Annotated in this window: 19 protein-coding genes and 2 pseudogenes; 9 read left to right on the forward strand and 12 right to left on the reverse strand. The window is 65.2% G+C overall.

The genetic code is table 11. From position 1 onward, the window contains the following. Window positions 1–28: 28 nt before the first annotated feature. On the forward strand, window positions 29–793 hold the full coding sequence (locus AB0L58_RS07005; protein WP_364382401.1) for a siderophore-interacting protein: 765 nt from the start codon (window positions 29–31) through the stop codon (window positions 791–793). A 60-nt stretch (window positions 794–853) separates the two neighbouring features. On the opposite strand, the gene AB0L58_RS07010 is transcribed toward AB0L58_RS07005, so the two are convergent. From AB0L58_RS07010 to AB0L58_RS07020, 3 genes are read right to left on the reverse strand one after another with little or no spacing between them, the layout of a single operon-like run. After that, window positions 854–1,906 (reverse strand): ABC transporter substrate-binding protein, encoded by a 1,053-nt coding sequence (locus AB0L58_RS07010; protein ID WP_364382404.1) that lies wholly within the window; start codon window positions 1,904–1,906, stop codon window positions 854–856. A gap of 2 nt (window positions 1,907–1,908) precedes the next feature. After that, window positions 1,909–2,796: an ABC transporter permease gene (locus tag AB0L58_RS07015; RefSeq protein ID WP_364382407.1), complete on the reverse strand. Its 888-nt coding sequence runs from the start codon at window positions 2,794–2,796 to the stop codon at window positions 1,909–1,911. Next, entirely contained in the window at window positions 2,786–3,592 is an 807-nt protein-coding gene (locus AB0L58_RS07020; protein WP_364382410.1) for an ABC transporter ATP-binding protein, read from the reverse strand. Before AB0L58_RS07020 ends, AB0L58_RS07015 begins: the two co-directional genes overlap by 11 nt. Before the next feature lie 148 nt (window positions 3,593–3,740). Here AB0L58_RS07020 and AB0L58_RS07025 point away from each other — a divergent pair, with 148 nt between their 5' ends. The 3 genes from AB0L58_RS07025 (at window position 3,741) to AB0L58_RS07035 (ending at window position 6,759) form a co-directional block, all read left to right on the forward strand. Further along, on the forward strand, window positions 3,741–5,441 hold the full coding sequence (locus AB0L58_RS07025; protein WP_364382413.1) for a sensor histidine kinase: 1,701 nt from the start codon (window positions 3,741–3,743) through the stop codon (window positions 5,439–5,441). Beyond that, a complete protein-coding gene (locus AB0L58_RS07030) occupies window positions 5,423–6,094 on the forward strand; it encodes a response regulator (RefSeq protein ID WP_364382416.1) in 672 nt (223 codons plus the stop codon). The genes AB0L58_RS07025 and AB0L58_RS07030 overlap by 19 nt, the downstream gene beginning before the upstream one ends. 125 nt (window positions 6,095–6,219) lie before the next feature. Beyond that, complete coding sequence (locus AB0L58_RS07035; protein WP_364382419.1) at window positions 6,220–6,759, forward strand: hypothetical protein; 540 nt, start codon at window positions 6,220–6,222, stop codon at window positions 6,757–6,759. A gap of 3 nt (window positions 6,760–6,762) precedes the next feature. Here the strand turns inward: AB0L58_RS07035 and AB0L58_RS07040 are convergent, their stop codons facing one another. The 3 genes and pseudogenes from AB0L58_RS07040 to AB0L58_RS07050 form a co-directional block, all read right to left on the reverse strand. Further along, entirely contained in the window at window positions 6,763–7,398 is a 636-nt protein-coding gene (locus AB0L58_RS07040; protein ID WP_364382422.1) for a LysE family translocator, read from the reverse strand. Window positions 7,399–7,492: 94 nt separating this feature from the next. Next, on the reverse strand, window positions 7,493–7,690 hold the full coding sequence (locus AB0L58_RS07045; protein ID WP_364382425.1) for a molybdopterin dinucleotide binding domain-containing protein: 198 nt from the start codon (window positions 7,688–7,690) through the stop codon (window positions 7,493–7,495). Window positions 7,691–7,803: 113 nt separating this feature from the next. Beyond that, window positions 7,804–8,692, reverse strand: a pseudogene (locus tag AB0L58_RS07050) (molybdopterin-dependent oxidoreductase); the annotation flags it as partial. Window positions 8,693–8,837: 145 nt separating this feature from the next. On the opposite strand from AB0L58_RS07050, the gene AB0L58_RS07055 reads away from it, so the two are divergent. Next, a complete protein-coding gene (locus AB0L58_RS07055) occupies window positions 8,838–9,812 on the forward strand; it encodes a tellurite resistance/C4-dicarboxylate transporter family protein (RefSeq protein WP_364382428.1) in 975 nt (324 codons plus the stop codon). On the opposite strand, the gene AB0L58_RS07060 is transcribed toward AB0L58_RS07055, so the two are convergent. Next, window positions 9,778–10,215, reverse strand: coding sequence for a MarR family transcriptional regulator (locus AB0L58_RS07060; protein ID WP_364382431.1), 438 nt, complete (start codon window positions 10,213–10,215; stop codon window positions 9,778–9,780). The genes AB0L58_RS07055 and AB0L58_RS07060 overlap by 35 nt on opposite strands. Next, complete coding sequence (locus AB0L58_RS07065; protein WP_364382434.1) at window positions 10,208–10,642, reverse strand: SRPBCC family protein; 435 nt, start codon at window positions 10,640–10,642, stop codon at window positions 10,208–10,210. The genes AB0L58_RS07060 and AB0L58_RS07065 overlap by 8 nt, the downstream gene beginning before the upstream one ends. 98 nt (window positions 10,643–10,740) lie before the next feature. Between AB0L58_RS07065 and AB0L58_RS07070 the strand changes: the two genes are divergently transcribed. Further along, window positions 10,741–11,790, forward strand: coding sequence for a Gfo/Idh/MocA family oxidoreductase (locus AB0L58_RS07070; RefSeq protein WP_364382437.1), 1,050 nt, complete (start codon window positions 10,741–10,743; stop codon window positions 11,788–11,790). Window positions 11,791–11,841: 51 nt separating this feature from the next. Continuing rightward, the gene (locus AB0L58_RS07075; RefSeq protein ID WP_364382439.1) at window positions 11,842–12,642 is read left to right on the forward strand and encodes a M50 family metallopeptidase; all 801 of its coding nucleotides are present in this window, start codon (window positions 11,842–11,844) and stop codon (window positions 12,640–12,642) included. Between the two features lie 20 nt (window positions 12,643–12,662). Here the strand turns inward: AB0L58_RS07075 and AB0L58_RS07080 are convergent. Then, window positions 12,663–13,253: pseudogene (locus AB0L58_RS07080) on the reverse strand (phosphatase PAP2 family protein); the annotation flags it as partial. Between the two features lie 94 nt (window positions 13,254–13,347). On the opposite strand from AB0L58_RS07080, the gene AB0L58_RS07085 reads away from it, so the two are divergent. Further along, window positions 13,348–13,569 (forward strand): hypothetical protein, encoded by a 222-nt coding sequence (locus AB0L58_RS07085; protein ID WP_364382442.1) that lies wholly within the window; start codon window positions 13,348–13,350, stop codon window positions 13,567–13,569. A gap of 1 nt (window position 13,570) precedes the next feature. On the opposite strand, the gene AB0L58_RS07090 is transcribed toward AB0L58_RS07085, so the two are convergent. After that, window positions 13,571–14,110 (reverse strand): gluconokinase, encoded by a 540-nt coding sequence (locus tag AB0L58_RS07090; RefSeq protein ID WP_364382445.1) that lies wholly within the window; start codon window positions 14,108–14,110, stop codon window positions 13,571–13,573. 618 nt (window positions 14,111–14,728) lie between these two features. On the opposite strand from AB0L58_RS07090, the gene AB0L58_RS07095 reads away from it, so the two are divergent. Then, the gene (locus AB0L58_RS07095) at window positions 14,729–15,649 is read left to right on the forward strand and encodes an LLM class F420-dependent oxidoreductase (RefSeq protein WP_364383192.1); all 921 of its coding nucleotides are present in this window, start codon (window positions 14,729–14,731) and stop codon (window positions 15,647–15,649) included. On the opposite strand, the gene AB0L58_RS07100 is transcribed toward AB0L58_RS07095, so the two are convergent. Both AB0L58_RS07100 and AB0L58_RS07105 read right to left on the reverse strand, forming a co-directional pair. Beyond that, entirely contained in the window at window positions 15,638–19,117 is a 3,480-nt protein-coding gene (locus AB0L58_RS07100; protein ID WP_364382447.1) for a DNA-directed RNA polymerase subunit beta, read from the reverse strand. The genes AB0L58_RS07095 and AB0L58_RS07100 overlap by 12 nt on opposite strands. Window positions 19,118–19,441: 324 nt before the next feature. Further along, window positions 19,442–21,481, reverse strand: a complete 2,040-nt coding sequence (locus AB0L58_RS07105; protein WP_364382450.1) for a CocE/NonD family hydrolase — start codon at window positions 21,479–21,481, stop codon at window positions 19,442–19,444. Window positions 21,482–21,641 lie beyond the last annotated feature (160 nt).

Here is a 21,641-nt window from a genome sequence, read left to right on the forward strand (position 1 = left end):
GCCTAATTAGAAACTAGTGGAGGTTACCTTGGCACGACCCCGCACCACCCTGACGGTGCAGCGCACCGAGCGGTTGACCCCGCATCTGATCCGGGTACATTTCGGCGGGCCGGGATTCGCCGCGTTTCGGCCGAGCGAGTTCACCGACTCGTATGTGAAGTTCATTTTCCCACGCGACGGGATCGATGTGCTGCGCACCTACACGGTGCGGTCGATCGATCCGGATGCCGGTGAGCTGGCCGTGGACTTCGTCTACCACGGCGATGAGGGCATTGCCGGGCCGTGGGCGGCCTCGGTGCGACCGGGCGAAACCATCGACTGCTTCGGGCCGGGCGGAGCCTACGCCCCGCGCGCCGACGCCGACTGGCATCTGCTGGCCGGTGACGAGGCGGCACTGCCCGCGATCGCGGCCGCGCTGGAGGGGATGCCCGCCGATGCGATCGGACAGGCCTTCGTCGAGGTCGCCGGACCGGATGACGAACTGAAGTTGGACAAGCCGACCGGCATCGAGCTGACCTGGCTGTATCGCGGCGCCCGCGAGCCGGGCGATGTGCTGGCCGAAGCCGTGCGCGCGGCGACATGGCGCGACGGCCGGGTTCAAGTCTTCATCCATGGCGAGGCCCGCGCCGTCATGCAGGATCTGCGCCGCTACGTTCGCCGCGAGCGTGGCGTCTCCGCCGAGTGGGCGGCCTCGATCTCGGGCTATTGGCGCCGCGGTCGCACCGAGGAGGGCTTCCGCGAGTGGAAGGCGGAATTCAAAGCCCAGGACACCGCGGATGTGCCGAACGGGTGAACGGCCGAAATCCCATGGCAGCCGGATGTTCGCCGGTCGCCATGGGATTTCGTGGTGTCGCTACTGCTGATTCGCGCGCAGCGCCTCCTGCACGAACTTGGTCGTGTAGGTCTTCGACAGATCAATGCGGTCCCGGACAGGTGCCACATTCTTGGAGTACTTGCCGAGCACGTTCAGCACATTCTCGGCGCCTTCGGATTTCATCAGGCCGGTGCCGTTGAACATGCCGATCGAGTCGCGGATGGACTGGACGTAGAGATCGCGGCCCGCGCTCGCGTATTGCGCGGGCATCTTGTCGGCGATCTCGTCGGCGGTGTGCGTCTTGATCCACTGCAGCGTCTGCACGAAGGCGGTCGCGATCTTCTGCACGATGTCCGGATGCGCGTCGACGGTGTCGCAGCGCATGTACAGCGACGACGCCGGATACAGCCCGCCCAATGCCGCGCGGGTGCCTTCCTCGGTGCGCATATCCACCAGAATCTTCGCCTCACCGGAGTTCACCATGGTGGCGACCGTCGGGTCGGTGGTCATACCCGCATCGATGCCGTTGTGGTTCATTCCGGCGATAAAGGTCTGTCCCGCACCGACTTTCACGCGAGTGTAGTCGGCGGTGGTCATACCGACCTGCCCGGTGAGCGCCTGGGTGAGAAAGTCGGTCGAGGAGCCGAGCGAGGTCACACCGAGATTCTTGCCGCGCAGATCCGCCAGCGATTTGATACTCGCCGCATCCGCCTTGGAGACGAGCTCGACTTCACCCGGCACATCGGCGAATTGGACCACCGAGGTCAGGCACTGTTCCTTGGCCTGCAGGTCGATGGTGTGATCGTAGAAGCCGACCACGGCCTGCACATCGCCGGTCAGCAGCGCGGTTTCGGCACTCGCGCCGGACTGCTCACCGAGCAATTTGACGTCGATATCGTTCTTTTCGAAGTAGCCGAGCCGCTCGGCGAGCATAGCGGGCAGGTAGATCACCTTCTCCAGTCCGCCGACCATAATGGTGATCTGGGGCCGACCGTTGGCCATCGGAATGGTTCGGGAGTCCCGGCAACCGGTCGCCAGCAGCAGTGCCGCGATGACTCCGACAATGACCGTCAGATGTTTGACGTATCGCATGATCAGATCCCGTGGCTCGCGGCCGCCTGCGACGGACGCCATTTCAGCAATCGGCCCTCGGCGGCACTGATCGCCCATTCGGCGAGCAGCGCGATGACGGTAATGATGATCATGCCCGCGTAGATTCCTGCCGAATCGAAAGTACCCTGGGCATTGCTGATCAGCAGACCCAAACCCTTACTCGCACCGGCATATTCACCGACCACCGCGCCGATCAGCGCGAAACCGAAGGCGGTGTGCAGGCTGGACAGAATCCAGGTGGTCGCGCTGGGCAGCACGATCGAGCTCAGCACCTGACGCTTGCTGGCACCGAGAATGCGGGCGTTGTTGATGACATTGCCGTCGACCTCACGCGCACCGGTGAAGGCATTGAAGAAGACGGCGAAGAACACCAGCACCACGACCGTCGCGACCTTCGAGCTGAGCCCGAGACCGAACCAGATGATGAACAGCGACGCCAGCACGATACGAGGCACAGCGTTGAGCGCCTTGATGAACGGCGCGAGCACCTCGGCCCAGTACCGGCTGCGGCCGAGCAGCGTGCCGAGTACGACACCTGCCACCGCGCCGATGACGAAACCGAGCACCGCCTCCTGCACGGTGGTGTACATCTGCAGCCAGATCGAGCCGAATTGTGTCCCCTCGGTGAACCATTCGACCAGGCGGTCCCAGATCAACGAAGGCTTGGAGTAGAAGAACGGGTCGATCCACACCGTGGCGGTGAGTTCCCACGCGCCCAGCCACACCGCGATCAGGGCGATCCGCAGGCCCCAGGTGCGCAGCCGGTTGCGCCGGAGGTTGGTCCGCACGCGCGCGAGAATCTGTTCCTCGGTTTCGACTTCGACCTCGGGCGCGGACTTCGCCACGTCTTCGAGCACGTTATGCGACACGGGAGGCTCCCTTGCCTCGGGCTGCCTCGACCTGATCGCGCAGCGTTTCCCAAATTTCCTTGTAGATATCCCGGAACTCGTTGGTGAGCCGGACCTCCTCGACATTGCGCGGACGTTCCAACGAGACCGGGAAGTTGCCGCAGACCGTGGCCGGGCTGGCGGTCATCACGACGACCCGGTCGGCGAGTACGATCGCCTCTTCCAGATCGTGGGTCACGAAGATGACGGCCGCGCCGGTACCCGCCCATACGCGCAGCAGTTCGTCTTGCATCAACTGCCTGGTCTGCACGTCCAGCGCGCTGAACGGCTCGTCCATGAGCAGGATTTCGGGATCGTTGACCAGGGTCTGCGCCAGCGCGACGCGCTTGCGCATGCCGCCGGAGAGCTGATGCGGGTAGTAGCTCTCGAATCCGGCGAGACCGACCTTGCGCACCCAGCCGCGGGCCTGTTCACGCGATTCGGCCTTGGACTTGCCGCGCAGGCGCGGGCCGAGGGCGACGTTATCGATCACGCTCTTCCACGGCAGCACCGCGTCCTGCTGGAACATGTAGCCGATGCCGTCGGGGATGCCGTGGACATCCTTGCCGCGCACCAGCGTCCGCCCGGCCGAGGCCGGCTCCAGCCCGGAGACCAACGACAGCGTGGTCGACTTGCCGCAACCCGTCGGGCCCACGACCGCGACGAATTCGCCGGGTTGTACCGCGAGGTCGAGATTGCGGACGGCAGTGTGGATTCCGCCGCCGGTGCCGGGGAAGCGCTTCGTCGCGCTCCGCAGCTCGATGAGTGGTTCGGTCATTTTTTCTTGCTCCTAGCGGATCAGGTAGAGCGAACCTACGTGGGCCGGGTCACACTTCGAGGCTTGTGCGCACAACCGGCGCAAACGACCGATTCGAAGGTTGTGCGCATTCTGCTCACGCCCCGTGTGCGTGGTTTATGCTGCGGAAATGGCCAACGACGGCAGAGCACGACGGAGCGCCACCGGACACTTCCGGTTGCGCACCCAGGTGCTGCTGCTGCAGATCGTGATCGTCACAGTGACCCTCGCCGCCGCGTTCGCGGTCTTCGGCTATGTCAGCGAGCAACGGCTCAACGATCAGTACGGACAGCGCGCGCTGGCCATCGCACGCAGCATCGCGGCCGAACCGGTGGTGCGCACGGAGGTCGCCCGGTACGCGCCCGGGACGGTGACGCCCGAGCTGCGGCCGGAGCTCACCGCGGGGCCGCTGGAGCGGATCGCGATCGATACGACACAGCGCACCGGCGCACTGTTCGTGGTCATCACCGACGATGCCGGAATCCGGTTGGCGCATCCGGACAAGGCGCGACTGACCGAACATGTGAGTACCGATCCGTCGGAGGCGCTGGCGGGCCGGGAGGTGATCGTCAAGGAGCGCGGCACGCTCGGCTCGTCGGTGCGCGCGAAAGTACCTGTGGTGGAACTCGATTCGACTCGGGTTGTCGGTGCGGTGAGCGTCGGCATCTCGACCACGGCGATTCGCGGGCAATTGCTCTCCGATCTGCGCACCGCGGCGCTGTTGATCGCGGCGGCACTATTGATCGGCATCGCGGGATCGGCATTTCTGGCGCGCCGGTGGCGCGGGTTGACGCTCGGACTCGAACCCGCCGAACTGGCCGAACTCGTCCAAGGTCAGGCGGCAGTGCTGCACGGCATCGGTCGCGGTGTGCTCGCCGTCGATTCCGCCTGGCGCACCACGTTTGTCAATGACGAGGCGCGGCGGCTGCTCGGCATCAGCGCCGATATCGGCAGGCCGGTCGACGAGATCGGTTTGACGCCACGGGTGCTGGAGGTTTTCCGAGCCCTCGACGAACAACCGACACCTGCCACCATCGGCTCACATATCGTGGTGGTCGCTGCCCGACCGGTCACCCGTGAGGGGCGCGATCTGGGTGCGGTACTCACCGTGCGCGATCGCACCGATGTCGAGGCACTGACTCGCCAACTCGACGCCGTGCAGTCGATGAGCACGGTGCTGCGCGCCCAGCGCCACGAGTTCTCCAACAAAATGCACCTGCTCAGCGGCCTGCTGCACAGTGGGCGCACCGGGGAGGCGTCACATGTCATCGATGAACTGATCGGTGCGGGCCCGCTGGGTGCGGCGACGCCCGGCATCGATGCGATCCACGACGCGTATCTACAGGCCTTCCTCGCGGCCAAAGCGGCGCATTCGCGCGAGAGCGGCGTCGAACTCGTCCTCGGACCGAATACCTGGGTAGACGGCAATCTCGCCGAACCCGTCGATGTGACCACGGTTCTCGGCAATCTGCTCGACAACGCGATCGAGGCCGCACGCATCGCCGACAACCCGACCAAGCAGGTGGAAGTCGAACTGGTGCAGGAGGATTCGACACTGCACATCGCGGTAGCGGACAGCGGTGACGGTGTCGCGCCCGAAATGATCGACACCCTGTTCACCGAGGGCACCTCCACCCGTGCGGATCGCGGCGTACCGGGCGGGCGCGGTGTCGGCCTCGCGCTGATCCGCCAGATCGCCCGCGCACACGGCGGCGATGTCCGACTCGCCAGTGCGCGCGGTGGTGCGCCACCGCTCACCGGAGCCGAATTCATCGCCCGAATCCCCGGAGTACTCGTAGACAGCGAAATGCCATGGCCGCAACAGATCTGACCGTGCTGGTGGTGGACGACGACTTCCGCGTGGCCAATCTGCACGCCGGAATCGTCGAATCCATCGCGGGTTTCACCATCGCGGGTACCGCGAACACCCTGGTCCGCGCGCGCGAACTCAACGCCGCCCATGCGGTCGACCTGGCGCTGGTCGATGTCTACCTGCCCGACGGCTCGGGCATCGATCTCATACGCGAACTACATTGCGACGCGATGGTATTGACGGCGGCCACCGAAAGCGCCACCGTTCGTGCCGCATTGGCCGCGGGCGCACTCGCCTATTTGGTGAAACCGTTCCCGCACACCATGCTCGCGGCCCGTCTGGCCGGATACGCCCGCTATCGCCGCACCCTCGCCGCACCGCAGATCGATAACGCGGGCATCGAAGCCGCACTCCACGCGCTGCGTCCGACCTCGACACCCGCTGCGGCCACCGTCATCGCCTCCCCCACCAAAGACCTTGTCCTGCACACCATCCTCGAGGCCGTCGCACCCCTGTCCGCCGCCGAGGTGGCCACCGCCATCGGCATCTCCCGCGCCACCGCCCAGCGCTATCTCGCCACCCTGGTCGCGGCGGGCACCATCCAGATGCGCCTGCGCTACGGCACCACCGGCCGCCCCGAACAGGAGTACACCGCCATTCCGCGCCGCTGAATACCCCCTGTCGATCTCGACCGAAATCGGAGACACTAGCATTAGGCGTGCCTAACCTTAACCAGGTTGGGTGAGTTGTGTGAGTGAGGATCGACAATGCAGGGCCGTGATGTGGGGTGGGGCCGATGACGGCGCTGACGAGTGGGTCGCGAACCCGGCGTGGTTTCGCGATCCGGACCGTGACCACGTGCGCCGCGCTCGCGACGGCGATCTGGTTGTCGACCCAGTTGCACTGCACACCGGCGCTGCAACATGCGGCCTTGCTCATCCACCTGGCCTCACTCGTCCTTGGCTTCGGCGCGGTGCTGGCGGTGGATTATTTCGCCATCGCCTGGGTCCTGCGCCGCACTCCCCTGCGCGAGATGCTGACCGTCGCAGAGCGCCTCCAACTGCCCATCTGGCTGGGCGTCATCGGTCTGGTCGCCAGCGGTGTACTGCTCGAACCGAATATCGCCGACCACACCACCCAGACAAAGATGGTCCTGGTCGTTGCCCTGACTCTGAACGGCCTTCAGGCATCGGCGTTCACCGACCGCGTCTCGGCCCGCGGCGGTGTACTCGACCGTGCTCTGATCGTCCGAGGCGCACTCACATTGCTGATCTCCCAAGCCTGCTGGTGGGGCGCTCTCTGGATCGGCTTCTGGAACACCACCAGCCGCGCGTGATCCTCAGTTGGCACCGCTGAGCGCCACGCTCGCACCAACGCCGATGATCATCAATCCGCCGGTGGTGCCGACGGATTCGAGGCGACGCGGTGAGCGGACGAACCAGGCGCGCGCGGTACCCGCGATCATGGCCCAGGTTCCGTCGGAGAGTATTTGGATGCCGAGCCCGACCGCCCCGAGCGTCAGCAACTGTAGTGGCAGGGCACCGGCCGATGGCTCGGTGAACTGCGGTAGGACGGCGGCGAAGAACACGATGGTCTTCGGATTCGTCGCACCGACCAGCACACCTTGCCGGAACATACGCCGCGGATTCGCATCCGGAGCCTGCGAACGCAGCGCGCCCGCGAGACTCTTGCGCTCGCGAATCGCCATGACACCCAGGTAGATCAGATAACCCGCGCCCACCACCTTGACGATGGTCAGCAGCGCGGCCGACGCCGCCAGCACCACACCCAACCCCAGTGCGACGGCCATCAGCGGAACCGCCGACCCCGCCGTCGCCCCCAACACCGAAAGCAATGCCGTGCGACGCCCGTGCGCCAAGGCCCGCCCGATCGCGAAAAGGACATTCGGGCCGGGAATCACGATGATGATCAGCGCCGCCACGGCGAAGGCGGCCAGATGGGAGACAGGCACCATCCATCGGACCTTACCGCTCCGATGCGGCCGTGCGCATGCCCATATTCGCGGACAGCAGCCCAGTCCTGCGCGCCGACCGGCATCCGGTGCGATATTATCGCCCGCGCCGCCACCACCCATTGCGGTTCACCGCTTCGATCCAGTCGTTGTCGGCGACGCCGATCACGGCGGCATCCTGCGGCGATATCCAGATGACCTGTCCGCGACACGATAGCGAGAGCATGAACAGGTTGTCCTGGCATTCGGAGTGGATAGACCACTTGTTGTGCGGGGTCAGGTAGCGCACGGTCACCTCTTGTGCACCGTCCGGTGCCAGCGACGGTTCGCCGAAGAGTCGGTGCATATCCAACGGCGGCCGGTATACCGGCAGTGCCTCGCCGAATTCGTGCATCCAGTCGTGGTCGATTCATCCGCGAATTTCGCCTTCTCGGCGTAGTCGGGCGCGACCACCACCACCTTCTGTCCACGATAGCGTGCCCCGGCCATCCTGTGCGCGTCGGGAATACGGGTAATCGGTACATTGGAGCCCCACATGATGAGATATGCGGCATCCCAACAGTCCCCTGATTCGGGTACATCGGTCCGATCGCCGAAGACCTGCGGCGACGCGATCGGTAAATCGGCATACCAGTCACAGAACCAGAACATCGGCGCACCGATCAGTCCCATGAAGCGCGCGCCCACCGCATGCGAAACCATCGACATCGCCGGAATCGGCGAGTAACCCGCGATGCGGTCCGGTTCATACGTTTTGATGGTGTGCACGTGGGCGGCGGCGATGATTTCGACGAACTCATCCCAATCAGCACGGACCAGACCATCTTTGCCCCAAGCTTGCTGATATTCCCGACGCAGTATCGGATCAGTTTGTATTTCGGCCCATGCGATGACCGGATCGCCGGTGCGACGCTTAGCTTCCCGATACATTCGCAACAGCACGCCGCGAATAGGGATAGCGGATCCGAGTCGGCGAATAGGTGTACCAGGAGAATGCGGCACCGCGTGCGCAACCGCGCGGCTCGCATTCAGTCCGGTCCGCGTCGACCGATGGATGGTCGGTCGCCCGCGTCTCCCAGGTGATGACCCCGTCCTTGACATAGACCTTCCAGCGACAGGGCCTCGTGCAGTTCACTCCGCATGTCGGGTACGCGACCTCGTTGCGGTTCCAGCGGTCGCGGTTGAAGGTGTCACCGTCATGGCCGCCGATGTATTGCCGGGTGGGCAAGTCGGGCGATAGCCGCTCGCGATGGAAGAATTTGCCGGTCCGCAATAGCAGCGCTTCCGGTTCGGTCATAGATCCTGCCACCTGCCTTCGGACGGTGTGCACGACTATCCAGCTCCATCAAAACCCAATTGCGCCGCATTCCGCGGCCGCCTCGCCGAAATCGCTTGCCGTCGAGTTGCTTGACCATGATCGCTACTCGAGATGAAATATCCGGATGGCACAGCGATGGCGGCAAGAGCTACCGCCGGTGGCGGGGTCATTTGTCATGGCGACCGGAATCGTGTCGGTAGGTCTGTATCGCACCGGATTCGAGATCGTCTCCTGGCTGATATTCGCGCTCGCGACGGCGGTCTGGCTGCTACTCGCGATAGACTTCGGAACGCGGCTGCTATGGCATCGTTCGCAATGGGAGGGCGAGGCCGATACCTCGCCCGCATTGACCGGGGTCGCGGCGACGACGGTGCTCGGCACGCGATTGTCGCTGTCGGGCTGGCAAATAGCGGCTTGCACATTACTGGCACTGGCCGCGGCGGTATGGCCCGGATTATTGCTCGCGGTGCTGCGGCATCGGAATCAGCGGATGCCGGGCGCAGCATTCCTGGTTTGTGTTTCTACGCAGGGTCTCGCGGTGCTGTCGGGGACGCTGGCGCTGGCCGGTATCGGCGATTGGCTCGCCTGGGTGGCGTCGGCGTTGTTCTGCGTGGGAATGCTGCTCTATATCGCGGCCTTCACACATTTCGATATCCGGCAGGTATGGATCGGAGCGGGCGACCAATGGGTCGCCACCGGTGCGCTGGCGAGTTCGACGTCGGCGGCCGCCGAACTCGTTGGCGCACACCAGTGGACCGGCACCCCGCATCGACTGCTGGAGGTGGTTGCGCTGCTCGTCCTCGGTCTCAACCTGTTCGGCTACGTGATTTTGCTGCTCGCCGAGGTGATCCGCCCACGGCCCGAGTACGACATCCGGCGCTGGGCCACGGTTTTCCCGCTCGGCATGACCGCCGTCGCGACGCTGGCCACCGGTGCGGCCACCGACCTGCCCGCACTGCGCACGCTCGGCGAGCTGCTGCTGGTAGTCGCGGTGGGTGCGTGGGTACTCACCTTCACGATATTGCTCGCGAGTCTCCGCTCAATTGCCACATCATCTCCCGCCGTCAATGCGCAATACGTTGCGCCGCGATCGATTTGAGGCGGTCGCGGAGGGCTTCGCTGTCGGGGCCGAAGATTTGTTCGTCGGTGTCCACGACGATGCGGATGGCACGGCGGGCGAGGGCGCGGCCTTCGGAGCTGACTTCGATGCGCAGGATTCGGGCGTCGTCGGGGTCCGGGCGGCGGGCGAGGAGGGCGCGGTCTTCCAGGACACGGATTACGCGAGAGCCCATCATGCGGTCGGCGCCCGCCATATCGACCACCTGCTGTTGCGTCGGTGGTTCACCCTGTCTGCCGAGCCAGCCGGCCGAGGCCAGCAGATTGAATTGAGTAAGGGTGAGACCCAAGGGGCGGAGGTTGCGTTCGACGGTCGCGCGCCATTCCAACGCGGCGTGGTGCAGCCAGAAGCCCGGACTCATCAGCGGGCCTTGCGGTTCAGCCACGTTGGACCCCCAGTCGTCGCGCTTCGAGTTCCAGTGCCGCGATGGTCAGTTGCATATCGGCGCGAATGCCGCGCTCCCAGATCAGCCGGAAGATCGGCCGGAACGGGCCGTGCACCTCCATCCGCTTCGCGACACGCACGGTGTCGTCGCCGAGCGGTTCGTAGGTGTAGTGACCGCGGATCTTGCCGAACGGAATCCCAGCCTCACTGGTCCACGAACGTCCCGAATCGACGGCGGTGACGATGAACGGACCAGCCGGTGCGCCTTTGGGTTTCACCCAGCCGGTGGTTCCCGGCGCGAACGGACCGTCGATCCGAGCCTTCTCCTCGTGTGGATCCCAGGACGGCCAGTTGGCCACATCGGTAGCGACGCGCCAGATCTCCTCGATCTCGCCGGAGATTACGGCTTCTTCATGGATCACATACATCGGAACGCTCCCGTGGTCCTCGTTGTTGTTGCGACAACAGTATCTGTTGTCGCAACAACAAGTCAAGCGGTCCATCGCGACCAGGTAGCGTCGCAACGATGAGCATCCTGCAGGTCGCCATAGTCGGGTACGGATTGGCCGGGTCGGTGTTCCATGCGCCGCTGATCGCCGCGCAGCCGAGGATGCGGGTGGCGGCGGTGGTCACGGGGTCGGCAGAGCGAGCGGAGCAGGCGCGACGCGCGTATCCCGGGGCGCGAGTGCTCGCGAGTGCGGCGGAACTGTTCGCCGAACCGGCTGGTGTCGATCTCGTAGTCATCGCGACCCCGAACGCGACGCATGCGCCGCTGGCGCGGCTGGCTTTGGACGCCGGGTTGCCGGTGGTTGTCGACAAGCCGTTCGCGGTGAGCGTGGCCGAGGGCGAAGAGCTGATCGCGCGGGCCGAGCGCACCGGATTGGTGCTGTCGGTATTCCAGAATCGACGCTGGGACGGCGATTTCCTGACGGTGCGGCAGCTGATCGCGGACGGGCGGCTCGGCGAAGTGCGCCGTTTCGAATCCCGGTTCGAGCGGTGGCGGCCGGTGCCGAAGGGCGGCTGGCGCGAGGTAGGTTCCGCTGAGGAGGGCGCCGGATTGCTGTTCGATCTCGGCAGTCACCTGATCGATCAGGCGGTGACGCTGTTCGGTCCGGTGCGCACGGTGTACGGCGAACTGGACCGGCGACGGCCGAATATCCAGACCGATGATGATGCCTTCGTCGCGCTCACCCACACCTCGGGCGTCAGATCGCAGCTCTGGATGAGCGCGGTAACACCGCAGCTGGGGCCGCGATTCCGGGTGCTCGGCGCCGACGCCGGTTACGTCACTTACGGATTGGATCCACAGGAGCAGGCGCTGCGGTCGGGTCAGCGCCCCGGTGCCGGCCCCTGGGGGGCCGTCGAGCCCGAGCGGTGGGGTCTGCTCGGCGCGGAACCCACCGTCGAACCGGTCCCCACGATCGCGGGCGACTACCCCGCGTTCTACGACGGCATGGCCGCCGCACTACTGGACGGCGCACCCGTTCCGGTCGATCCGCGCGACGCCGTGACGACCCTGCGTTTGCTCGATGCCGCCCGCAGATCGGCGGATCTCGGCGAGTTCGTCGGCACCTGACCGGCTCGCGACGACTCGGCGAAGCTCGCCGCGGCCGGTTAAGGTGCGGCGGTGCAAACAGCGGAATTCGTCGAGCGCGGCGCCTCCATCGCGGACCGGCTCACCACAACCCAGGCCGCACCGCCGTGGTGGCTGGTCCTCGCGACCGCAGCCGCGGCCCTGATAATGATCGGATACGGCCCGCTGTGGCGGATCACCCGCAATGTGGTCACCATCGCGCACGAGGGCGGCCATGCGCTCACCGCGCTGCTCACCGGCCGCAGACTCAATAGCATCACACTGCACTCCGACACCTCCGGCCTGACCGTATCGAGCGGAAAGCCCTACGGCCTCGGCATGATTCTGACCGCGATGGCAGGCTATCCATCGCCACCGCTGCTCGGTCTCGGCTTCGCCGCACTGCTCGGCGCCAACCGGATCACCCTCATGCTCTGGACCGCGATCGCCCTGCTCGCCGCCGTCCTGATCAAGGTGCGCAACTTCTACGGACTGCTGACGGTATTCGGCTTGGGCGCCATCGTCTTCGCCGTGTCCTGGTTCGGAACCGATACGGTGCAAGCCGGTTTCGCATATCTCGGCGCGTGGTTCCTCCTGCTCGCCGGCACCCGGCCGGTAATCGAATTGCAGCGCGGGCGGGTCCGCCGCTGGAATATGCCGCAGGGCGCGGACTCCGATGCCGATCAGCTCGCGCGGCTCACTCACGTCCCCGCGCTGCTGTGGGTATTCGTCTTCGGCGCGATCGCGGTGGCGGCGCTGGTCGGCGGGGCACTGCTGCTGTCCGAGGCCGCGGGGGTCTGCATTCCCGATGTCTCCGGCGGCACCTGCACCACACCGGCCCTGCCGACCAGATAGCTTCGGTACGCCGCCAGACACAATGCGAGCCACAGCGCGCCGATACACCAGCCGCCGAGCACGTCGGTCGGCCAGTGCACGCCCAGATACCAGCGGGAAAGACCAACGGCCACAATGAATACCGCCGCCGCGGTCACGGCGACGCGGCGGGCGGCAGGGCCGTGCAATCGGGCAAGCATCAGCACGGCGAGGAGTCCGATCACTACCATCGATCCGAGACTGTGTCCGGAAGGAAATGCCTGATTGGTCACGGTGACGAGGTGGTCTGCCGGGGGCGGACGAGTTCGCCCGACGATATGTTTGCCGACCACGACGAGCACCCCCGCGCCCGCGCTGGCGACACCGGCCAGCACTGCCTCCGGCCATCTCCGACGCCAGACCAGCACGAGACACAGGACCACCGCCAGCGCGGTCATCGCAAGCGTGCCGCCCAAGTTGCTGACGCCGATCGCGACCGGCGTCACCAGGCCGGTACGCCGCTGGACCACCCAATCGGTCCCCGGCTGATCGATCGCAGTGATGCCACCGTGCCCGAGCACGCTGCCGGTTATGCCGACGACCGCCGCGGTCAGTGCCGCGACGCCCCATATCGGTGGCCGGCGATTCGTCATACCCCCACGATGCCACTACCGCAGCTGTGAGATTGCTGAGTGTCCGGCCGAGGAACTACCGGAAATACCGATCCGATGTCGTAGGGTGTTGGCCGTGAATCGATGGCCGGACCACGCCAGCACCGGACCGGACGAGCACTCGCCAGTAGCAGAGTTGGCTCGTGCCCTGATCGACGCGATATGCGACACCATCGCGGGCTGGCTGCATCCGCTCGCGGGTGCGGCGACGGTACCGCTGCTGCTGCTCACCCCACTGCTCATTCTCGGCGTGGCCTGGCTGGCGGCCCGGGTGGTGCGACGACGCACGAACACCTGAGTCAACGCGACTCCCAGGCGGTCACCGCCTCGCGGACCAGTTCGGCGGGATCCTCGGTCGCGGCCACCGTGATGCCGCATTCATCCGGGGCCAATGGCTGCAATGCGGCGAGCTGCGAGTCCAGCAATGTCGCGGGCATGAAATGGCCACGGCGGGTCTCCATTCGGCGGGCCAGTTCCGCGCGCGACGCGGACAGATGCACGAAGAACGCTTCAGGTGCGGCCGCCCGCAGCCGATCACGGTAGCTGCGCTTGAGCGCCGAGCAACTGACCACCCCACCGCGCTCGCGCCGCTCCCCCAGCCAAGCCGCCACGATATCGAGCCAGGGCGCGCGATCCGCATCCGTCAGTGGCACACCGGCCGCCATCTTCTCGATATTCGAGGCCGGATGGAAAGCGTCACCCTCGGCATATTCGACCCGCAGTGTGTCGGCAAGCAGCACACCGACCGTGGACTTTCCGCATCCGGAGACGCCCATCACAACGACAACCGGCCGATCGAGCCCACCCGTCATCGAATCGCTGCGCGATGCTGCCGCCATGTGACCTCCAGTGACTCGCCGGGCACCCGCGACCCTATCGGTAGCCCGAACCAGGACGCCGCGAGGACGAAGTCTTGGCCACTTTGTCATGCCCGCCCTGCCGGGCGACACGATCGATCTACGGCGACACCGCACAGGCCACACCCCGGATACCGCACAGCACGCTCGGGAGCACGAGCCTCGCCCAGCGGATCCGAGGCCGCCGCGGGGCACCGCTACCCTCGCCCGGCGCGTCGGCGGTGTCGATCCGCGCGACGCGAATGCCCAGCGCTCTTGCCGAAGGTCGCGCCCTGTGTCGCGGTCAAGCCGACCCCATGGGCGATACCGGCCCAGCGGCGGGAACAGGAGTCGTACCCACCGAACTCCCCTCCATATGGCCCGGCCGATGTGACCCCTGTTCCCGCTCGACGACCGGACGTTATGTGGCGGCGCGCGCACGCAGCTACCGACCGATGGGTCGAGCTGCGCATCTGCGCAGTTCACGGGCGCACACCGGAATTCCGGACCGGAATGCCGGGCGGCGATGCCGAGGACGAGCACACCGACGCCGAGCAGTGCAAGCACCGCGCGGGTCGCGGCGGTCAGCCGACAAGATCAATCTCGGGCACCATGGTCGGCATGGAACTACGCATCTTCACCGAACCGCAGCAGGGTGCGAGCTACGACACGCTGCTGACCGTCGCCAAAGCCACCGAGGATCTGGGTTTCGACGCGTTCTTCCGCTCCGACCACTATCTGGCCATGGGCGGCGTCGATGGCCTGCCCGGCCCGACGGATGCCTGGCTCACTCTGGCGGGGCTGGCCAGAGAGACCGAGCGCATCCGGCTCGGCACCTTGGTGACGGCCGCCACCTTCCGGCTGCCCGGACCGCTGGCCATCCAGGTCGCCCAGGTGGACCAGATGTCCGGCGGCCGGGTCGAGTTCGGACTGGGCAGTGGCTGGTTCGCCGAGGAACATGCCGCCTACGGCATCCCGTTCCCGGACGACAAGTTCACCAGGTTCGAGGAGCAGCTGGCGATCATCACCGGCCTGTGGGCGACGAAGGTGGGCGATACGTTCACCTACGAGGGTGCGCACTACCAGATCGCGGACTCCCCAGCACTGCCGAAGCCGGTGCAGGATCCGGTGCCGGTGCTGATCGGCGGACACGGTGCGACGCGTACCCCGCGCCTGGCCGCCACTTACGCGACCGAATTCAATATGCCCTTTGCCTCATTCGAGGACAGCGCCCGTCAGTTCGACCGGGTGCGTGCCGCCGCCGAGGCGCGCGGTCGCCGCCCGGACGATCTGATCTACTCCAATGCCCTGGTGGCCTGTGTCGGTGCCTCCGATGCCGAGGTGGCGCGCCGGGCCGCCGCCATCGGCCGCGAGGTCGAGGAACTGAAGACCAACGGACTCGCGGGCTCGCCTGCCGAGGTCGTCGACAAGATCGCCCGCTACGCCGAGATCGGCGCGTCCCGTATCTATCTCCAGATCCTCGATCTCGATGATCTGGCGCACCTGGAACTCATTGCGGCCCAGGTGATGTCACAGCTGTAGATCGTCCACGGTGGCGGATTCGTTGCGGGACAGGTTGATCCCCAGATTCGCCGCCGCCCGATCGATATCGTCCTCGTCGGCGTCGCCCATTTGGATGGCGGCGCCGTCGGCGGACAGCACCTCGACATTGAGGCACAGCGACTGGAGCTCCTTCAGCAGCACCTTGAACGACTCCGGAATGCCCGGCTCCGGAATGTTCTCGCCCTTGACAATCGCCTCGTACACTTTGACCCGGCCCGCGATATCGTCGGATTTGATGGTGAGCAGTTCCTGCAGGGTGTAGGCGGCGCCGTAGGCCTGCATGGCCCAGCACTCCATCTCACCGAAGCGCTGACCACCGAACTGCGCCTTACCACCGAGCGGCTGCTGGGTGATCATCGAGTACGGGCCGGTCGAGCGGGCGTGGATCTTGTCGTCGACCAGGTGATGCAGCTTCAGGATGTACATGTAGCCGACCGCGACCGGGTACGGGAAGGGCTCACCGGAACGTCCGTCGAACAACGTCGCCTTGCCATCCGCGCCGACCATCACATCGCCGTCGCGGTTGGGCAGAGTGCAGCCGAGCAGCCCGCTGAGCTCTTCCTCACGGGCACCGTCGAACACCGGCGTCGCGAGGTTGCTGTCGGCGGGTGCGGCGCGCATCTCCTCGGGCAGCGCATTCGCCCAGTCGGGTGTGCCCTGAATCTTCCAGCCCGCCTTGCCGATCCACCCGAGGTGGGTCTCCAAGATCTGGCCGATGTTCATACGACGCGGCACACCGTGGGTGTTCAGGATGATGTCCACCGGCGTGCCATCGGGCAGGAACGGCATGTCCTCGGCCGGGAGGATCTTGCCGATAACACCCTTGTTGCCGTGCCGACCGGCCAGCTTGTCGCCGTCCTGGATCTTGCGCTTCTGCGCCACATACACCCGGACCAGCTCGTTGACACCGGGAGGCAGATCGTCGTCGTCCTCGCGCGAGAACACGCGAATACCAATCACTTTGCCCGATTGGCCGTGCGGAACCTTGAGGGAGGTGTCACGCACCTCGCGCGCCTTCTCACCGAAGATCGCGCGCAGCAATCGCTCCTCCGGGGTCAGCTCGGTCTCACCCTTCGGGGTGACCTTACCGACCAGGATGTCGCCATGACGCACCTCGGCGCCGACGCGAATGATGCCGCGCTCGTCGAGATCGGCGAGGACCTCATCGGACACGTTCGGGATATCCCGCGTGATCTCCTCGGCACCGAGTTTTGTATCGCGGGCGTCGACTTCGTGCTCCTCGATGTGGATCGAGGTGAGCACGTCCTCCTCCACGAGGCGCTGCGACACGATGATCGCGTCCTCGTAGTTGTGGCCTTCCCACGGCATGATCGCCACGAGCAGGTTCTTACCGAGCGCCATCTCACCGTCCTCGGTGCACGGACCATCGGCGAGCACCTGACCGGACTCGACCCGCTGCCCCTCGTCCACGATCGGACGCTGGTTGACGCAATTGCCCTGGTTCGAGCGCGCGAACTTGCGCAACCGGTAGCTCTTGCGGGTGCCGTCATCGGCCATCACGGTAATGAAGTCACCCGAAACCTCTTCGACCACACCGGCTTTGGCATTGACGACCAGATCGCCCGAATCGACCGCGGCGCGCAGCTCCATACCGGTACCCACGATCGGGGATTCGGAACGGATCAGCGGTACGGCCTGGCGCTGCATGTTCGCACCCATGAGGGCACGGTTGGCGTCGTCGTGCTCGAGGAACGGAATCATCGCGGTCGCGACCGAAACCATCTGGCGCGGCGAAACATCCATGTAGTCGACCTCGTCGGCCGGGACGGATTCGACCTCCTCGCCGAGGCGGCGGGCCAGCACCTTGTCCTCCACCAGATATCCGTCCGCATCGGTCGATGAATTGGCCTGCGCACGCACATACCGTTCCTCTTCGTCCGCGGTGAGGTACTCGACCTCGTCGGTGACCCGGCCGTCGACCACCTTGCGGTACGGCGTCTCGATGAAGCCGAACGGATTGACCCGCGCGTATACCGACATGTAGCCGATCAGGCCGATATTCGGGCCTTCCGGGGTCTCGATCGGGCACATCCGGCCGTAGTGACTGTGGTGTACATCGCGCAGTTCGAGGCTGGCGCGCTCACGGGACAGACCACCCGGACCCAGCGCCGAGAGGCGACGCTTATTGGTCAGACCCGACAGCGGATTGTTCTGGTCCATGAACACCGACAGCTGCGAGGTCCCGAAGAACTCCTTGATGGCAGCGGTGACCGGGCGGATATTGATCAGCGTCTGTGGCGTGATGGCCTCGATGTCCTGGGTGGTCATCCGCTCGCGGACCACACGCTCCATACGCGAGAGGCCGACCCGGATCTGGTTCTGGATCAGTTCGCCGACGGTGCGCAGGCGACGGTTGCCGAAGTGGTCGATGTCATCGACCTCGACCGGAACTTCGACACCACCGGGCGCGGTCATGGCCTTCTCGCCCGCGTGCAGCCGGACCAGGTACTCGATGATCGCGAGCAGATCCTCCTCGCTCAGCACCTGGTTCGTGGTGGTGCTGATGCCGAGCTTCTTGTTCATCTTGTAGCGACCGACGCGCGCCAGGTCGTAGCGCTTGTCCTTGAAGAACAGATTCTCCAAGAGCGCTTGCGCGGACTCCTTGGTCGGCGGCTCACCCGGACGCAGCTTGCGGTAGATATCGAGCAAGGCGTCATCGGTGCCGACCGTATGGTCCTTCTCCAGGGTCGACATCATGACCTCGGAGAAGCCGAAGCGCTGCGTGATCTGCTCGGAACTCCAGCCGAGCGCCTTGAGAAAGACCGTCACGGGCTGGCGGCGCTTGCGGTCGATGCGCACACCGACGGTGTCGCGCTTGTCGACATCGAACTCCAGCCACGCACCGCGCGACGGAATGACCCGCACGCCGTGCAGATCCTTCTCGGTGCTCTTGTCGGCCGTGTGATCGAAATACACACCCGGCGAACGCACCAGCTGCGATACGACGACGCGCTCGGTGCCGTTGATGATGAACGAGCCCTTATCGGTCATCACCGGGAAATCACCCATGAAGACTGTCTGGCTCTTGATCTCACCGGTGTTGTTGTTGATGAACTCGGCGGTCACGAACAACGGCGCCGCGTAGGTCATGTCCTTGTCTTTGCACTCGTCGACAGAGGCCTTGACCTCCTCGAAACGAGGATCCGAGAAAGACAACGACATCGACCCGGAGAAGTCCTCGATCGGTGAAATCTCCTCGAGCACCTCCTGTAGTCCGCCCGTCGAACCATCCTCGCCGCGCGCGGCGGCGCGGGCCTCCCATTCCGGACCGCCGATCAACCAGGCGAACGAATCGGTTTGCACGTCGAGCAGGCCGGGAACCTCCAGGGGTTCCCGGATCCTGGCGAAGGAAATCCGCTTCGGTGCACCCGGAATACCCGCGACTACCTGGCCGTTGCCGACGACCGCCCGGTTCGATTCTGACAAGGTGCGTCCTTCCCCTCACGCAATGCGCGAACATCGCTTGTCTACTGACGAATTCCGCCCCGGTCGCACACCCGAACGAAACTCGCCCACCACGAAGGAAACATCACCACAGCCGATGACGTTTACAACGATTGGTTCGTGAGATGGACAGGAGGCAACCAGCGCAACGTCCAAAATTACCCTCGCACACGCCGAATGTCGAGTGCGGAATCAGAATAGGAATCAATGTATTTGAGCCAGGTAGAACCCACGCTGTATTGCTTCCCATTAATAGAATAACTCGCGCATCCCGCCCGCGTCAAGCTTTCGCCCGCATTTCGAGTGTCAAGCGATGGGCAGGTTGGTCGGCAGGTTGACGAAGCTCGGCGCATCCGGATCGAGCTGCAGGTATTGCGGTTTGAGCTCGGTGTTGTTGAGCAACGGCCGGAAAGGCAATGCCTTCGGCGCGTTTCCAGCGAATACATCCACCCGCAGCCGGTGGCCGGGCAGCAGGACGGCCTGGGTCGGGATAACCGCGATATCCAGTGTCACGGGCTTCCCCGGCTCGACGGGCAGCAGGCTGTCCAGGGTGATCGGGTTGTACGGCGCGGTGTAATCGCCGCTCGCCGAGCGCGTACTCTTCGCCTCGTCCACCGCGCGCAGCGACGTGGTGAGCTGTCCGGTGGTCAATACGGTCGAGGTACCGTCGGGCGAGACATCGTTGACGGTAACGTCCCAATAGCCATCCGGCGCATCGTGCACCGCGTTGAGGTGCACATTGATCGGCCCGGAGATCACCGTCGGCTCACGCACCTGCGCACTCGTGAAGGTCAGCCCGTTGCCCTCGGCGACGCGAGAGTCCTTGGCGCAGATATCGAATGGCGCGGCGATACCCGCGGAGCCCTGCGCGGCATCGCGTGAGCACGCCATGGTCACCCCGGGCGCCACCTGCAGCGCGATGCGGTCGTTCCGCTTCGTCGCGGACAGTGATCCATCGTGCACCGCATGCTCGGCGGTACCGCTCGACGCCGAGGACAGATAGACGCGGCGATGCGTGACACCGTTTTCCGGGAACTGTCCCAAGGTCTTCCAACCCGAGCCCTGCTCCCACAGCGTGATCGGCCCGAAATCGCCGATGCCGTTATCGATGCCCTTGAGCCACTTGTCGAACCACACCCGCTGCAGGACATCCAGCCGCGGCGGCGCTCCGGGCGTCCCCGTACCGGCGCCCGGATTCGCATGATAGGTATCGCCGATCAGCAACTGCTTCTTGGCCTCCGGCAGTGGGATCACGTTGTAGAGCTTGGACGCGCTATTGGCGAAGATGTCGTGCCAGCCGCCGTACATGAAGGTGGGCACCGTGATTCGGTCCGGATGCCCGAGAATCCCCTGCCGGAAGTCACTGTCGTCGTCGAGCGCGGCGGCCAGCGTCGTCGGCACCCGGTCCAGCGACGGGGTGAGCAGCGCCTGGGCCAGTAGATCGGAATTGGTTGCCGGATCGGACACCCTGGACTGGAGCCATTTCCAGTCGAAGGTGCCGTTGAGCATCGACTGCACGTCGGGAATCAGCTTCGTCTGGTTCACATTGTTCAGCCACAGCGGCAGGAAGGTCGTTCCGACACCGCCGCCCGGCGCGACGACATCACGCATCAGATCGCTGCCCGCCTCCACCGGGAAGATGGCTTTCAATGCGGCAGGGGCGTTTTCGGCCGCGCGTAGTTGATTGATGCCCGCATAGGAGCCGCCGCTCATCGCGACACTGCCGTTGGAAAACGGCTGCTTGGCCGCCCAGTCGATCACCTCGCGGGTGTCCAATTGTTCACGCGCACCGAGGGTGTTCCATTTGCCCTGGGAGAAGCCGGTACCGCGGACGTCCGCGACCACCAGGGTGTACCCGCTGCGGATCAGATTGCGGTCGATGCCGAGCACGGTCTGGATCATGCCGCCGTCGAGTGCGTGCATCAGTTCGCCGAATCCGCTGATCGGCGTGCCGGACAGATTGATGCGCCGGACCATATCCATGGTGAACGGCCGCAGTCCGGGGGTAGCGAATGCGGAATCGACGAGATTGCTCATGAGTTTGGTGTACGGCGTGAGATTCACGATCGTCGGCAATGGTTTGTCGACCACCCGCTGCGCCGCATCGACGGGCCGATACACATTGGCCTTGAGTATGACGCCGTCACTCATGCGAATCGGAACATCCCAGTCGATATGGACATCGGCGTATTCCTGCGGGCCGTCGTGCATAGCGGTCCACCGCTCACCGACGGTGCTACCGGTGCTTTGCTCGGCGGTCGCGGAGCCACCGCCGCCGGAAGCCAGTGCCACCACGGCGGCGACAACGGTCGCCAGTCGAACCGCACGCATAAGCGCAGTTGCCACTCCATGCCCCGACAACACGAAATCCCTTCTCGACTGATACGCAGCATGTAGACACGATCGCCCCGATCAACGCGCGACGACCATAGCAACCACTTGGCGAATATTCCGCTAGGTACGGTCCGTTCGGTTCGTCGGATGTGCTCGCAGACTCGCCGAAACT

This window comes from Nocardia sp. NPDC052112 (genome assembly GCF_040680135.1).
In the GTDB taxonomy this organism is placed as follows: Bacteria; Actinomycetota; Actinomycetes; order Mycobacteriales; family Mycobacteriaceae; genus Nocardia.